Annotated in this window: 14 protein-coding genes and 1 pseudogene; 8 read left to right on the top strand and 7 right to left on the bottom strand. The window is 71.3% G+C overall.

Translation table 11 applies throughout. The features are described from left to right. Positions 1–261: pseudogene (locus BM085_RS35440) on the bottom strand (RNA-guided endonuclease TnpB family protein); the annotation flags it as partial. 24 nt (positions 262–285) lie between these two features. On the opposite strand from BM085_RS35440, the gene tnpA reads away from it, so the two are divergent. Together tnpA and BM085_RS43745 are read left to right on the top strand one after the other, a co-directional pair. After that, positions 286–714 (top strand): IS200/IS605 family transposase, encoded by a 429-nt coding sequence (gene tnpA / locus BM085_RS35435; RefSeq protein ID WP_093891162.1) that lies wholly within the window; start codon positions 286–288, stop codon positions 712–714. A gap of 142 nt (positions 715–856) precedes the next feature. Continuing rightward, complete coding sequence (locus BM085_RS43745; protein ID WP_177245433.1) at positions 857–1,021, top strand: TetR/AcrR family transcriptional regulator C-terminal domain-containing protein; 165 nt, start codon at positions 857–859, stop codon at positions 1,019–1,021. A gap of 57 nt (positions 1,022–1,078) precedes the next feature. On the opposite strand, the gene BM085_RS35430 is transcribed toward BM085_RS43745, so the two are convergent. The 5 genes from BM085_RS35430 to BM085_RS35410 form a co-directional block, all read right to left on the bottom strand. Then, positions 1,079–1,387, bottom strand: a complete 309-nt coding sequence (locus tag BM085_RS35430) for a helix-turn-helix domain-containing protein (protein ID WP_093891161.1) — start codon at positions 1,385–1,387, stop codon at positions 1,079–1,081. A 29-nt stretch (positions 1,388–1,416) separates the two neighbouring features. Beyond that, the gene (locus BM085_RS35425; protein ID WP_093891160.1) at positions 1,417–1,638 is read right to left on the bottom strand and encodes a type II toxin-antitoxin system RelE/ParE family toxin; all 222 of its coding nucleotides are present in this window, start codon (positions 1,636–1,638) and stop codon (positions 1,417–1,419) included. Between the two features lie 43 nt (positions 1,639–1,681). Beyond that, the gene (locus BM085_RS35420) at positions 1,682–2,926 is read right to left on the bottom strand and encodes an MFS transporter (protein WP_093891168.1); all 1,245 of its coding nucleotides are present in this window, start codon (positions 2,924–2,926) and stop codon (positions 1,682–1,684) included. A gap of 94 nt (positions 2,927–3,020) precedes the next feature. Beyond that, a complete protein-coding gene (cydB, locus tag BM085_RS35415) occupies positions 3,021–3,962 on the bottom strand; it encodes a cytochrome d ubiquinol oxidase subunit II (RefSeq protein WP_093891159.1) in 942 nt (313 codons plus the stop codon). A 10-nt stretch (positions 3,963–3,972) separates the two neighbouring features. Beyond that, positions 3,973–5,409, bottom strand: coding sequence for a cytochrome ubiquinol oxidase subunit I (locus tag BM085_RS35410; RefSeq protein ID WP_093891158.1), 1,437 nt, complete (start codon positions 5,407–5,409; stop codon positions 3,973–3,975). Between the two features lie 543 nt (positions 5,410–5,952). Between BM085_RS35410 and BM085_RS35405 the strand changes: the two genes are divergently transcribed. Next, on the top strand, positions 5,953–6,480 hold the full coding sequence (locus BM085_RS35405; protein ID WP_093891157.1) for a hypothetical protein: 528 nt from the start codon (positions 5,953–5,955) through the stop codon (positions 6,478–6,480). Between the two features lie 63 nt (positions 6,481–6,543). Here the strand turns inward: BM085_RS35405 and BM085_RS35400 are convergent, their stop codons facing one another. Next, a complete protein-coding gene (locus tag BM085_RS35400) occupies positions 6,544–7,143 on the bottom strand; it encodes a polysaccharide deacetylase family protein (protein ID WP_245789886.1) in 600 nt (199 codons plus the stop codon). Positions 7,144–7,153: 10 nt separating this feature from the next. Between BM085_RS35400 and BM085_RS46455 the strand changes: the two genes are divergently transcribed. The 5 genes from BM085_RS46455 to BM085_RS35380 all read left to right on the top strand — a co-directional run bounded on the left by BM085_RS46455 (position 7,154) and on the right by BM085_RS35380 (position 13,401). After that, positions 7,154–7,441 carry a hypothetical protein gene (locus tag BM085_RS46455; protein WP_245789885.1) on the top strand — a complete coding sequence of 96 codons (288 nt, stop codon included), beginning with the start codon at positions 7,154–7,156 and terminating at the stop codon, positions 7,439–7,441. 235 nt (positions 7,442–7,676) lie between these two features. Next, entirely contained in the window at positions 7,677–8,756 is a 1,080-nt protein-coding gene (locus BM085_RS35395; RefSeq protein WP_245789884.1) for a fatty acid desaturase family protein, read from the top strand. A 216-nt stretch (positions 8,757–8,972) separates the two neighbouring features. Next, a complete protein-coding gene (locus tag BM085_RS35390; protein WP_093891155.1) occupies positions 8,973–9,680 on the top strand; it encodes an SRPBCC family protein in 708 nt (235 codons plus the stop codon). A gap of 116 nt (positions 9,681–9,796) precedes the next feature. Then, a complete protein-coding gene (locus tag BM085_RS35385; protein ID WP_093891154.1) occupies positions 9,797–12,586 on the top strand; it encodes a Na+/H+ antiporter subunit A in 2,790 nt (929 codons plus the stop codon). Further along, on the top strand, positions 12,583–13,401 hold the full coding sequence (locus tag BM085_RS35380; RefSeq protein WP_093891153.1) for a Na(+)/H(+) antiporter subunit C: 819 nt from the start codon (positions 12,583–12,585) through the stop codon (positions 13,399–13,401). Before BM085_RS35385 ends, BM085_RS35380 begins: the two co-directional genes overlap by 4 nt. Positions 13,402–13,460 lie beyond the last annotated feature (59 nt).

Here is a 13,460-nt window from a genome sequence, read left to right as displayed (position 1 = left end):
GTTGCGGAGATTGGCGTGCAGCGTGGCGTAGGCGTCGGTGACCTTCTTGATGACGTGCTGCGCGGCCTGAGCCGCCAGCCCGTAGTTGTCCTTGATCTGCCCGTAGGCGTGCTTGCGCAGGTCGTAGTTGCGAAATACCCGCTGGTGGTGGGCGAGCGCCGCCACCCAGGTGGCCGCGTCGTTGACCGCGCGCAGGGTCGCCTCCAGCGCCGCCGCCTGCTCAGGCGTCGGCAGGAGTCTCACCTGCACCACCAGCTTCACCTCGAACACTCTAGCGTTGGGTCCATGTCACCGAGGTGGGAACCGAACCCCGAGATAAGAAGAGGTCGAAGCGTTGTCTACGCGCTTCATGCGCATTTGGTCTTCACTCCGAAGTATCGGCGAGGTGTGTTCACCGACGAGATTCTGCGTCGCTGCGCAGACATCATGATCGAGGTGTGCGACAGTTTCGGGGCGGAGCTGGTCGGCTTCAACGGCGAGGAGGATCACGTGCACCTGCTCGTGCACTACCCACCCAAAGTCGCCCTCTCGACGCTGGTGAACAGCCTCAAGGGCGTGTCTGCCCGGCTACTGCGCAAGGAATATCCGGCACATATCCGTAAGTATCTGTGGGACGGGCATTTCTGGTCGCCGTCGTACTTCGCCGCCTCCTGCGGCGGCGCACCCCTATCGATCATCAAGGAGTACATCGAAAACCAGAAGCGTCCGGGCTGAGCCGCTCGACGGCCTACCGGTCACCACACCGCTCGGGCCTTGGCGGCCCTCCCGCGCTGTCGTTTCCTGCCGGGCGTGAACGCCCGGGGTTCCACGCCAGATCACGCTGAAACCGGAGGCGCGGCGCCGTACAGGACAGAGTGTGGACGAGTGGCGCGCGAGCGTCGCGCCATACATCCGGGAGGTCGTCGAGAGCGGCGCCTACCCTCACTTCGCCAGACGGGTCGTCGAGGCACGCGACCCGAGTTTCACCGAGCAGTTCACCTTCGGGCTCGGACGCATCCTCGACGGCATCAGCGCGTGCTGAGTCCCGCCGGGGCGCGCAGCGGGGACAGGCGGCTGCGGAGTTGCCCGGAGTGCGGGCTCAGGCGATCTTGTAGCGGGTGTCGTCGACGGTGGCGACGACTTCGAGCTGCCCGCCGAGCGCCCGGACATAGGCGATCAGCGTGCTCAGTGTCGCCGAGGTCGGGTCTCCCCGTTCGATCGCGGAAATCCTCTCCTGGCGCACGTGCATGCGTTCGGCGACATCCGCCTGGCGCAGGCCGAGTTGCCTGCGCATGGCGGCGAGCCTGACGGCGGTGACCGCCTCGGTGGCGCCCCGGTCGATGGCGGCGAGGTCCTCTCCGTCGAAGACCTCACGCCTGACGTCGTCCCAGCGGTGGAATGCGGTCATCGGTCATGCTCCTTCGGTGAGGCTTCCAGCTATGCCACCCATTCGGCGAACCGCTCCTCCGCCAGCGGTATCGCCTTGTCGTACAAGGCTTCCCAGCGGCCGGCCTTGTCTCCGGCGACCAGCGGCACGGCGCTGCGCCGAGGATCGAAGGCGAACAGGATCCTGATCTCGCTCCGTCCCGACGAGCCCGGCCGCAGCTCCTTCATATTCTGTACGGCTTCTGTACGGCGGAGCCTGTCCTGTGTGTCCATCCGGGAGTCCCGGTGCCGGTGGCGGTGCCGCTCGCTCGGGGGATCAGACGCCGGCCTGCTGAGGGGCCGGCAGGTCGCGCATCGTGCGCAGCGGGGACAGCAGGAGCGGCACCACGGCCAGCAGTGCCAGCAGGACGCTGATCCACAGCGTGGTGCGGGCGCCGAAGATCTCGCCCAGCACGCCTCCGGCCAGGCCGCCGAGGGGGAGCGTGCCCCATACGACGAAGCGCATGGTGGCGTTCATCCGGCCGAGCATGTGCTCGGGGGTGACGCTCTGGCGGAAGCTGACCTGGCTGACGTTGTAGAGCACCACGCCGACCCCGTTCATGAACATGCCGATCGCGAACAGCGACGTTCCCCAGCCGGGCCCGGAGAGCGGCACCAGGAGCATGAACGGCCCGGTGACGAGGATGGACAGCCAGATGGTCCGGGCGGTGCCGGCCCGGCGGCCGACCGTGCCCACGATCGCCGCGCCGACGAGGCCGCCGAGGGCCGCGGCGGAGAACAGCAGGCCGATGGCGCCGGGGGACAGGCCCAGCACCCGGGTCAGGAAGATCATCTCTACGGCCGCCAGCATCCCGCCCGTGAAGTTGGCGGTGGCGGTGGAGGCGGCGATCATCCGCAGGATCCGGTGCGTGGCCACGAACCGGAGCCCCTCGCCGATCTCCTTCAGCAGCCCGCGCCGCTCAGCCGGGTCCGGGGTCTGCTCGACGGCGTCGATCCGCCACAGGAACAGCGCCGAGCCGAGGAAGCTGACGGCGTCCGCGAGCACCGCGACCGGCGCGGTGAGCACCTGGATCAGCCCGCCGCCGGCACCCGGCCCGGCCACGCCCGCCGCCGACCGCACGATCTCCAGCTTGGCGTTGCCGTCCACGAGCTGGTCCCTGCCGACCAGGCTCGGCAGGTAGCTCTGGTAGGCGATGTCGAAGAAGACCGTGGCCAGGCCCATGCCGAGTGCCACGCCGTACAGGTGGGGGAGGGTCAGCGCGCCGAGCCACCACGTGATCGGCACCGATGCCAGCAGCGCGCCGCGGACCAGGTCCGCGGCGATCAGGATCCGCCGCCTGCGCATCCGGTCCACCCAGACCCCGGCGGGCAGTCCCACCAGCAGGAACGCCGCGGTCTCGGCCGCGATCAGCAGCCCGGTCTCGAACTCGCTCGCCCCGAGTGCGAGCACCGCGACCAGGGGGAGCGCGAGCAGGCTGATCTGCGTGCCGAACTGGCTGATCGTGTCGGCGCTGAACAGGAGCATGAAGTTCCGGTGCCGGAACAGGCTGGGGGGCGTCATGAAGGGCATGCTTCAGAGCGGCGCGGGAGAAATCAACTCGGTTTCCCCCACGCCGGACGTGGGCGGCTGCCGAGCGCTCCGCCCAGGGGATGCGTCAGGACACCTCGGCGACCAGGCGCTTGCGGAACACCCAGTAGGACCAGGCCTGGTAGCCGAGCACGAACGGCAGCGCGATCAGGCCGATCCAGGTCAGCATGCCCAGCGTGTAGGGGCCGGAGGCGGCCTCGGCGACGGTCAGGCCGGGCAGGGGGGCGGGCCAGAGGGCGCCGAACAGGGCGACCGAGCCCAGCGCGATGGAGGAGGCGGTGGCGGTGAACGCCCAGCCGTCCCGGCCGCGCCAGGTCAGTGCGATCCCGGCGGCCAGAGCCGCCATCGCGGTCAGCGCGCACGCCCACAGCCACGGCGCCGCCGCCCAGTCGGCGACGGCCGTGCCGGCGGCCGGGATGTTGGACAGCGCCACCACCGCGGCGGGCAGCGCCACCGCGGAAGTGACCATCGCGGTACGGCGGGCACGGGCGCGCACCGGCCCGGACGTCTTGAGGGCGACGAAGACCGCGCCGTGCAGGACGCACAGCGACAGGGAGAACACCCCGCCGACCAGCGCGGCGATCGCGCTGTCGTGCAGCAGGTCGGCGAAGACGGCGCCCCACAGGAAGGCCGGGAGCGCGCTGCCGACCAGGATGCCCAGGTCGCACCAGGCGCGGTCGGAGGAGTGGTGGACCTTGCCCCGCCACTCCAGGCCGATGCCGCGCACGATGAGCCCGACGAGGACCAGCGTGACCGGCAGGTAGAACTCGCTGAGCAGCCCGGCGTACCAGGCGGGGAACGCGGCGAACATCGCGCCGACGGCGGTGATCAGCCAGACCTCGTTGCCGTCCCAGACCGGGCCGATCGTGCCGAGGACCTGCTTGCGCTCGGCCTCGTTCCTGGACAGCGCCGGGGCCAGCAGGCCCACGCCGAAGTCGAAGCCCTCCAGGACGAAGTATCCGGTCCAGAGGAACGCGATGACCGCGAACCAGAAGGTGGTGAGTTCCATCGTGTCGCCTTCAGTACATCAGGGTCGGCTGGAGCCGGGCTGCCGAGTCCTCGTCGTCGCGGGAGGGCGGCGTGAGGGGGCGGGGGGCGGCGGGTTCGGGGCCCGTCTTGACGTGGCGGACGATCAGTACGGCCTCGGCCAGCGCGAGCGCGCCGTACAGGGCGGTGAAGACCGCCAGGGAGACGGCCACCTCGGTGAGGCTGACACCGGGCGACACGCTCGCGGCCGTGAGCAGCTCGCCCTGGACGGTCCACGGCTGGCGGCCGATCTCGCTGAGCAGCCAGCCCGAGATCATCGCGATGGTCGGCAGCGGCAGCGCCAGCACGCAGGCCCGGGCGAGCCAGGCGGGCAGTTCGCGGGGCGGGCGGGGGTCGCGGCGGCGCTTGCGGGTCAGCCAGAGGCCGAGGACCGACAGGGCCACCGTGGCCATGCCGAAGGTGATCATCACGCGGAAGGACCAGAAGACCACGGGCAGGTTGGGGCGGTAGTCGCCGGGGCCGAACTCCTTCTCGAACCGGGCCTGCAGGTCCTCGGTGCCCTGGACGACCGCGTTCGGGTCGTTGGTGGACAGGAAGCTGAGCAGCATGGGCACCTCCACCCCCGGTACGGGGGAGAAGGGCGCGCCGGCCGTGTCGTGCCTGAGCCCCTCCGCGGCGGCCAGCTTCATCGGCTGCTGCTCGTACAGCAGTTTGGCGGACATGTCGCCGCTGCCCGCGACCACGACTCCGGCGATCGCCGTCATGACCAGCGCGGCCCGCATGGGGGTGCGCCACATGTCCGTCGCGCCCCGCCGTACCGGTGTGGTCCGGTCGGGGTCGGCGCGCCGTTCCCGCAGGACATGGTAGCCGCAGACCGCCAGGACGAACCCGCCCGCGACGACGAAGGCCGCCCCCACCACGTGGGGCACCTGCGCGAGGGCGGCGGAGTTGGTGAGCACCGCCCACAGGTCCGTCATGCGCGCCTTGCCGTCGACCACCTCGTAGCCGACCGGGTGCTTCATCCAGGCGTTGGCGGCGAGGATGAAGTACGCCGACAGGTTGGAGCCGATGACCGCGGCCCAGATCGTGGCGAGGTGGATGCGCTTGGGCAGCTTGTCCCAGCCGAAGATCCACAGGCCCAGGAACGTCGACTCCAGGAAGAACGCGAGTAGCGCCTCCAGGGCCAGCGGGGCGCCGAAGACGTCTCCGACGAAGATCGAGTAGTCGCTCCAGTTCATGCCGAACTGGAACTCCTGCACGATGCCGGTGACCACGCCCATCGCGAAGTTGATCAGGAAGAGCTTCCCGAAGAACTTGGTGAGCCTGAGGTAGTGCTCCTTACCCGTGCGATGCCATGCGGTCTGCAGGCCGGCCACGAAGACGCCGAGGCCGATCGTCAGGGGTACGAACAGAAAGTGGTACACGGTGGTGACCCCGAACTGCCACCGCGCCAGGTCCAGTGCGTCCATCTTCCCCTCGCGGGTCTGGAGCTCTACAAGTTGTAGTGCTACCTAAAGTAGTACTACAAGCTGTAGAGCAATGGGAGGGGATGGCGCCGCGAGCTGCTGCGATCTTTGTCACATGGTCCGGCGCGAGACCGCACTTCTCCGCCCGACCGAGATCGTCCCCTCCGGCTCGCGGCGCCGGCTCTCCCCCTGTGTCGCCGGGGATGACCCCCGGATGCCCCGGCGCCGGAGGGCGTGCGCCCCCGTCCGCCGGGCGCGCTCCCGGAACCGTCGGGCCCCGTGAGCGCATGACGTTCATGGTGGCGGCGGCGGTGCCCGCCGGTCATCAGCCGCTGGGGTGATTGCGGGGTAAGCCGGGCGGCGGACCCGCTCGGCGCCGTACGGTCCTTTCCCGGGCCACCGGTCAGGTCGTCAGGTCTCCTGCAAGCCCGGCCAAGGGGGCTGCAAGCACCGCTACGGGAGGCTGCAAGCGCCTGCCCGTACCAATGTCCCAAGCCCAGGGGGGATCCGGCAGGGAGCCGGTCCGGGGGTTGAGGAGAGATCGAGATGAAGCGACTGACCACTGCTCTGCTGGCCACGGCCGTCACCGCCGGCGCGCTCGCGCTCGCGCTGCCGGCCACCGCGAACGCCGCGACGCAGGCCACCACGGCGGCCACGGCGGCCACGGCGGTCACGGCCGGCACGTCGGGCTACGACTACGACGACTACTGGGGCCCTTACCTCTCCGCCAACCACCGGGCCAAGGCCACCGGCTGGATCGGCGTCGAGTGGGACCGGCACCAGAGGTCCAACGAGGTGCACGTCAGGGGCAAGCTCTACGACCTCGACCACCGCACCTATCGCCAGGGCGGCAAGTGCGGCTACGTGAAGTTCCAGGTGAACCGCTTCGGCGACGACGGCTGGTCCGGGAGCAAGGCCTACAGATACTGCGGGGCGGGCGGCGCCAAGCAGTTCCACTTCGCCGAGGAGGACGTGCGGAGCATCCGCGTCAAGGTGTGCCAGATCGACCTGCGCGGCTCCTACCCGACCAGGTGCGGCGGCTGGGAGTACCTCTACACCACCGAGAGCGAGTAAGCGGACGGCACGTTCCCGGACGGCCCGCCTTCCCCCATGGGAGGCGGGCCGTCTCCGCGCGGGCTACCGGGTCGCGGCCTTCAGGTAGGCGTCCAGGTTGCCGATCTCGAAACCCCGGCGCTTGATCTTGTTGACCAGGATCCGGAAGTCACGCGACAGGCCCGGGCGGAAGTGCAGCAGCAGCACGTCGCCCGGGCGGAGCTTCTTGTCGGGCACCTGATAGGCGATCTTCCCGCCGGGCTGCACGGTCGCGGTCCAGAGCAGGAGGGCGTCGATGCCGCAGGCCTTGGCGGCCTTGCGGGTCAGGGTGTTGTGGTTGCCGAACGGCGGGCGGAACAGGGTGGGCGCGCTGCCCGTGTGCCTGCGGATCAGTTTGGAGGTGCCGCAGATCTCGGCCTTCTGCCGCTCGTAGCCGAGCGCCGGCAGGTTCGGATGGGTCAGCGTGTGGTTCTCGATCGTCGCCCCCGCCCCGCGCAGGTCGCGGATGTAACCCCACTTGCCCGCGCCGAGGAACCTGCCGCCCTGGGCGGTCGGGTCGGTCGCGCCCCTGGCCTCCACGGCGTCGCGGGTGACGAAGGCCGCGATGGAGATCCGCCGGTCCCTGACCTGTGCGAGGAAGCCCGGATCCTGCTCCCAGCCGTCGTCGATGGTCAGGAAGACCACTTTTCGCTCCGTGGGAATGGAACTGATCACCGGTGGCAGCCCGTCGGAGGGCACGGGGATCCGCCCCACCTCGCCCGGCCGGGGCAGCGCCCCCGCGGGCCCGGGCGGCCTGGCCGACGGGGCACTGGCGGCCGGGGAGGTACGGCCGGAGCCGGCCTGCGGGCCGCTGTCGCCGGTGGTGCCGCCGGCGCAGCCCGCGCTCGCCGCCAGGGCCATGAACGCGGCCGCCGATCTGGTCGCCCATGATTTCCCCGCTGCCATGGGCCACCATCCTGCCAGCAGTCGGAGCTCCAACTGACCCGCGAGCCGGCCGCCGCAGGCGTCTCTCCGCCTTTCCGGCGACAGGGCGTTCCGCCGGCTCCGACGGCCGTCATGGTAGGGCCAGCACTACCACCAGCCGGGGTGGGCGCGGGGGTTCGTTAATACGGCGGTCACGAAATCCTGAGACAGTCGCTTCTTCAGCCTCTTCATGCTGATTTATTGCACCAATGGCTGATTGATCACATTTAGCGTTCCGGCCCCCGAGGAGAACCGTGACCAACTCAATCGCGATCGACGCCGCGGACCGCGCCGCCGGCACAGCAGGTGCGCAGGACGACGGGGCGCGGGGCAGCGACTTCGCCCGCCTGTCACGCCGGATCGTGGGGGCGGGACTGCTGGACCGGCGTCCCGGCTACTACGCCCTGCGGCTCGGGCTCGTCACCGCCGCCTTCGCCGGCGGCTGGGCCGCCTTCTTCGCGGTGGGCGACTCCTGGTACCAGTTGCTGGTCGCGGCCTTCCTCGCGCTGGTCTTCGCCCAGGTCGCGCTGGTCGCCCACGACCTGGCCCACCGGCAGGTCTTCCGCTCCCGGCGCTCCAGCGAGATCGCCGGCCTGGTGGCCGGGAACCTCGGCATCGGCATGAGCTACGGCTGGTGGATGGACAAGCACACCCGCCACCACGCCAACCCCAACCACGAGGACCACGACCCCGACGTCTCTCCCGATGTGCTGATCTGGTCGCCCGAACAGGCCGTCGCCAGCCGGGGGCTGTCCAGATTCCTGGGCCGCAGGCAGGCATTCCTGTTCTTCCCGCTGCTCACGCTGGAAGGCTTCAACCTGCACGTGTCCAGTTTCCGGGCCCTGCGGCGCCCGTCGCTGCGGCACCGCGGGCGGGAGGCGGCGCTGCTGGTCGTGCACGTGGCCGCCTACCTCGCCGTGCTGTTCGCGGTGCTGTCGCCGGGCAAGGCCGTGGCGTTCCTCCTCCTGCACCAGGCGATCTTCGGCGTCTACCTGGGCTGCACGTTCGCGCCCAACCACAAGGGGATGCCGATGCTGAGGGGTGACGACCGGCTCGACTTCCTCCGCCGTCAGGTGCTGACCTCGCGTAACGTGCGCGGCGGGCGGATGACGGACACGGTGCTGGGCGGGCTCAACTACCAGATCGAGCACCACCTCTTTCCGAGCATGCCGATGCCGAACCTGCGCCGTGCCCAGCCGATCGTGCGGGAGTACTGCGAGGAACTGGGCATCCCCTATCTCGAGAGCGGGCTTCTCAGCTCCTACGCGCAGGCGCTGCGGCACCTGCACGAGGCGGGGGCGCCGCTGCGGGCCCGCGATTCCGCGGCCGCCTAGCCGTACCGGCCACAGGAGAGCCGAATCCGGTCGGGGAGTCGTCAGGTCGGATACACCTGGCCGCCGGATCCCGCGGCCGCTCGGGCGCCGGGTGGCCTTCCGGGCCGCCCGGCTCCGGCGGGACGCCCCCACGCGAGGTCTGTGACAATCACGCGCCCCGCCGACGGGCACATGTTGCTGTTATCAGTACGGCGGGCGATTGCCTATGGTGCTGCTGTGAAGCTCGCAGGCAGTGCCGTGCTCGGCATCGACAGAGACCGCGTGTGGTCCGCGCTCCAGAATCCGGCCGTGCTCGTGCGGACGATCCCGGGCTGCGAGCGTCTGGAGGAGACGGGACCCGACACCTACCGGATGACGGTCACCGCCGGGGTGGCCTCCATCAAGGGCGTCTACCAGGGGGAGGTCGCGCTGTCCGAGCCCGACGCGCCGCAGCGCTTCGTGCTCAGGGCCCGGGGCCAGGGGGCGCCCGGCACCGTGGACGCCACCGTGGAGGTCCGCCTCAGCGAGGTCGAGGGCGGCACCCGGATCGACTACGACGCCGAAGCCGTGATCGGCGGCATGATCGGCGGTGTCGGCCAGCGCATGCTCAGCTCGGTCGCCAAGAAGACGGCGGGGGAGTTCTTCTCCGCCGTCGAGAGCCACCTCTCCGCCGCCCCGGTCCCCGCCGCTCCGGCCGCCGCCCCGGCTTCCGCGCCGGCCGCCGTCCCCGCCGTGACCTCCGCGGCGGCGGTCCCCGCCGTGACGTCCCCGGCCGGGACCGCCGACCCGGCCGTGCCCCCGCAGGTCTTCGAACGCCCCGCCGCGCAGCCCCGGGCGGGCGCTCCCGTGTGGCCGGTCCTCACCGCCTTCGGCATGGGCGCGGGCATCGCGCTCGGCAGTGCCGTGATCGGCTGGCTGCTCGGCCGTACCGGCAGAAAGAGCTGATCACGCGCCGGTGAAGAACCGGCGCGGTTCGGGTCAAGCGGCTGTGCGCTAAGGCGGCGAAACGGGCGGCTCCTGGCAGTTTGGGTACGTCGGCCACGACGGTTGCCCGGGGGGACATGGAGCCGCTGCTGATCCTGCACGCCGTCGCGGCGGTGTGCGCCCCGGCGCTGGTGCGCCGTCTCGGCCGCGACGCCTTCGCCGTGCTCGCCCTGCCTCCCGCGTGCGGGCTGGGCTACGCGCTGTGGGTGGCGGTGCGCGGCGTTCCCGTCGAGTCGCGCCACGACTGGGCCCCCGCGCTGGGGCTCGGGCTGTCCTTCCGCGTCGACCCGCTGGCCCTCCTGATGACCTTCCTGGTCACCGGCGTGGGCGCGCTGGTCCTGCTGTACTGCTCCCGCTACTTCGACGCGGGGGAGGAGGGCCTCGGCCGGTTCGGCGGGGAGCTGGTGGCCTTCGCCGGGGCGATGCTCGGATTGGTGGTCGCCGACAACCTGGTCCTGCTGTACGTCTTCTGGGAGCTGACCACGGTCTTCTCCTACCTGCTGATCGGCCACGACCCCGCGAGCAGGGCCAGCCGCAGGGCGGCGATGCAGGCGCTGACCGTCACCACGTTCGGCGGGCTGACCATGCTGGCCGGCATGGTCGTGCTCGGCGAGGCGGCGGGCACCTACGAGATCTCGCGGATCGTCGCGGACCCGCCGGCCGGTGGCGCGATCTCGGTGGCGACGGCGCTGATCCTGGTCGGCGCGCTGTCGAAGTCGGCGATCTTCCCGTTCAGCATGTGGCTGCCCGCCGCGATGGCCGCGCCGACCCCGGTATCGGCCTACCTGCACGCGGCGGCCATGGTGAAGGCGGGAATCTATCTGATCGCCAGGCTCGGCCCCGCCTTCGGCGGGCTGCCCGTCTGGCAGGTGATCGTCGTACCGCTCGGACTGCTCACCATGGTGCTGGGCGGCTGGCGGGCACTGCGCGAGTACGACCTCAAGAGGCTGCTGGCCTACGGCACGGTGAGCCAGCTCGGCTTCCTGACCGTGCTGTTCGGCGCGGCCACCGGGGACACCGCGATCGCGGGCGTCGCCATGCTGCTCGCCCACGCGCTGTTCAAGGCGTCGCTGTTCCTGGTCGTCGGCATCATCGACCACGCCACCGGCACCCGCGACCTGCGCGAGCTGAGCGGTCTGCGCCGTTCGGCACCCTGGCTCTGCGCCACCGCGGTGGCCGCCGCGGCCTCGATGGCGGGCATCCCGCCGTTCCTGGGGTTCGTCGGCAAGGAGGCCGCGTTCGAGTCGCTGCTCACCGGGCGCCTCGCCGACACCGTGACGCTGGCCGGGGTGGTCGCCGGGTCGGTGCTCACCGTCGCCTACAGCCTGCGGTTCCTGTGGGGAGCCTTCGGCGACCGGCCCGGCCTGGAACCGGTCCCCGCGCACCGCGCCGCCGCCGCGACGTTCCTGCCGTCCGCGCTGCTCGCCGTACTCGGACTGGTCGCCGCGCCCTTCTCCGCACGGTACGGCCACGCGATGGAGGGCTACACCGGCACGTTCGCCGGGCCCGGCCACGGCACCCACCTCGCGCTGTGGACCGGCGCGCCCGTGCCGCTGCTGCTGTCGGCCGTCGCCCTGGCCGGGGGCGTCGCCCTCTTCCTGGCCAGGGCGGCCGTGACGCGTGCCGGGGAGCTTCTGCACCTGATCGACTCCGGCCGCGCCTACTGGGCCGTCGTCCGGGCGCTGGACCGCTTCGCCCTCCAGCTGACCGGCGTCACCCAGCGCGGCTCGCTCCCCGACTACCTCATGATCGCCTTCGTCTCCATGGCGGGGATCGGGGGCTTCTCGCTGCTGTACGGGCCCGCCCGCGACATCCGGCTGGACGTGGTGCGCTGGGAGCGCGTCGAGCAGCCCCTCATCGGCGCCCTCCTCATCGCCACGGCGCTCATCGCGCCGCGGGTGCGCTCGCACATCGTGCTCGCCCTGGTGGCGGGGCTCACCGGGTACGGCGTGGCACTGCTGTTCCTGGTCCACGGCTCACCGGACCTGGCGCTGACCCAGTTCCTCGCCGAGACGCTGAGCCTGGTGGTGTTCGTGCTGGTGCTCCGCAGGCTCCCGGTGGGGCCGAGGGAGGGCCAGCCCAGAGTGCCCTTCGGCGTGCGACTGGTCCTCGGAGTGGTGAGCGGCGTCGTGGCCGTCGGGGCCGGGATGCTGGCGGAGAGCGCGCGCTCGACGGTGCCGGTCGGCAGTCTGATGGCCGGGGCCGCCGAGAAGGCCGGCGCCTCGAACATCGTCAGCGCGCTGCTGGTGGACATCCGGGCGTGGGACACCATGGGGGAGAGCTCCGTGCTCGTCGTCCTCACCCTCGGGGTGACCAGCCTGATCTTCCTGCGCCGCCGTACGTACGCGCTGGAACGCCCGTCGGGGAAGGTGCGGCGGAAAGAGGGGACGCACTGGCTCGCGGCGACCCTGCCCGTCGGGGAGCAGGCCGTCGTGCTGGAGATCGTGGCCCGGCTGGTCTTCCACACGGTGGTGCTGATCTCGATCTTCCTGCTGTTCACCGGTCACAGCGCGGTGGGGGGCGGGTTCGCGGGCGGCATCGTGGCCGGGCTCGCGCTGGTCGTCCGCTACCTCGCCGGCGGCCGCTACGAGCTGGCCGCCGCGGTGCCGGTCCACGCCGGGGTGCTGATCGGCCTCGGCCTCCTGCTGTCCATGGTCACCGCTCTCTGGGGACTGCTGGTCGCCGGCGCGCCACTGGAGATGCTCGCCGCGGACGTGACGATCCCGCTGGTCGGCAAGCTCCACCTGTCCACCGTGCTGCTGTTCGACATCGGGGTCTACGTCACGGTGGTCGGCATGGTGCAGGACATCCTGCGCAGCCTGGGCGCGGAGCTGGACCGGCAGATCGACGACGAGGAGGGCCGGTGACGATCTCACTGCTGCCCCTGCTGGTGTCGGGGACGCTGGTGGCGGCCGGGGTGACGCTCCTGCTGGAGCGGAGCCTGATCCGGGTGCTGGTCGGCGTCATCCTGCTCGGCAACGGGGTGAACCTGCTGATCCTCACCGCCGGCGGCCCCGCGGGGGAGCCGCCGCTGCTCGGCAGGTCCGACCCGGAGCGGATGGCCGACCCGCTGCCGCAGGCGATGGTGCTCACCTCCATCGTGATCACCCTGGGCGTCACCGCGTTCCTGCTCGCCGTGGTCCACCGGTCCTGGCAGCTCACCGGCGGCGACGAGGTTCAGGACGACACCGAGGACCGCAGGGTACGGCTGCGCGCCCGGCGCGGGGAGCTCACCCAGGCCGTGCTCGCCAAGCAGGACGCCTACCGGCGGCTGGTCCGGGAGCAGCGGGAGGAGCTCGCCCGCCTGGAGACCGCGCGGCGCGAAAGGGAACACCGGGAGGCCCAGGAGCTGGAGCGCCAGATCCTGGACGTCAACGTCGACCTGGGCCGCTGGCTCCAGGCGCACAAGGACGCCGGACTGTCCAGCGAGCAGATCGAGGAGCGGCTCGCCGAGGCCCGGCGCGCCGAGGAGGCGTCGAAGGAGGGCAGGCAGGGACGGGTCGACAAGCTACGCGCGGAATTCGCCCGCAGGGAGCGGGAGCAGGACGAACGGGAGCGGGAGATCCGCAGGCGGTTTCGGGTCCGCCAGCGCGAGGCGCGCAAGCAGATGCGGGCGGCCATCCGGGCCGACCGGGAGCGGCAGGCCAGGGCGCAGGATCCGGATCTGGAAGGGGACGACTGATGACGGTGCCACAGGCCGCGCACACGACGGGCGGCAGGCCGCCGGGGTGGCGGGACGTG

Source organism: Streptosporangium canum (assembly GCF_900113865.1).
Taxonomy (GTDB): domain Bacteria; phylum Actinomycetota; class Actinomycetes; order Streptosporangiales; family Streptosporangiaceae; genus Streptosporangium; species Streptosporangium canum.
Note: the sequence above shows the minus strand (reverse complement) of the source record. Positions and strands in the feature narration are given on the sequence as shown.

Bases quoted from the DNA above. Each gene is read 5' to 3' on its own strand.
- tnpA (WP_093891162.1), top strand. From the start codon at position 286: ATGTCACCGAGGTGGGAACCGAACCCCGAGATAAGAAGAGGTCGAAGC.
- BM085_RS35425 (WP_093891160.1), bottom strand. From the start codon at position 1,638: ATGGACACACAGGACAGGCTCCGCCGTACAGAAGCCGTACAGAATATG.
- BM085_RS35410 (WP_093891158.1), bottom strand. From the start codon at position 5,409: ATGGACGCACTGGACCTGGCGCGGTGGCAGTTCGGGGTCACCACCGTG.
- BM085_RS35420 (WP_093891168.1), bottom strand. From the start codon at position 2,926: ATGACGCCCCCCAGCCTGTTCCGGCACCGGAACTTCATGCTCCTGTTC.
- BM085_RS35430 (WP_093891161.1), bottom strand. From the start codon at position 1,387: ATGACCGCATTCCACCGCTGGGACGACGTCAGGCGTGAGGTCTTCGAC.
- BM085_RS35405 (WP_093891157.1), top strand. From the start codon at position 5,953: ATGAAGCGACTGACCACTGCTCTGCTGGCCACGGCCGTCACCGCCGGC.
- cydB (WP_093891159.1), bottom strand. From the start codon at position 3,962: ATGGAACTCACCACCTTCTGGTTCGCGGTCATCGCGTTCCTCTGGACC.
- BM085_RS35385 (WP_093891154.1), top strand. From the start codon at position 9,797: ATGGAGCCGCTGCTGATCCTGCACGCCGTCGCGGCGGTGTGCGCCCCG.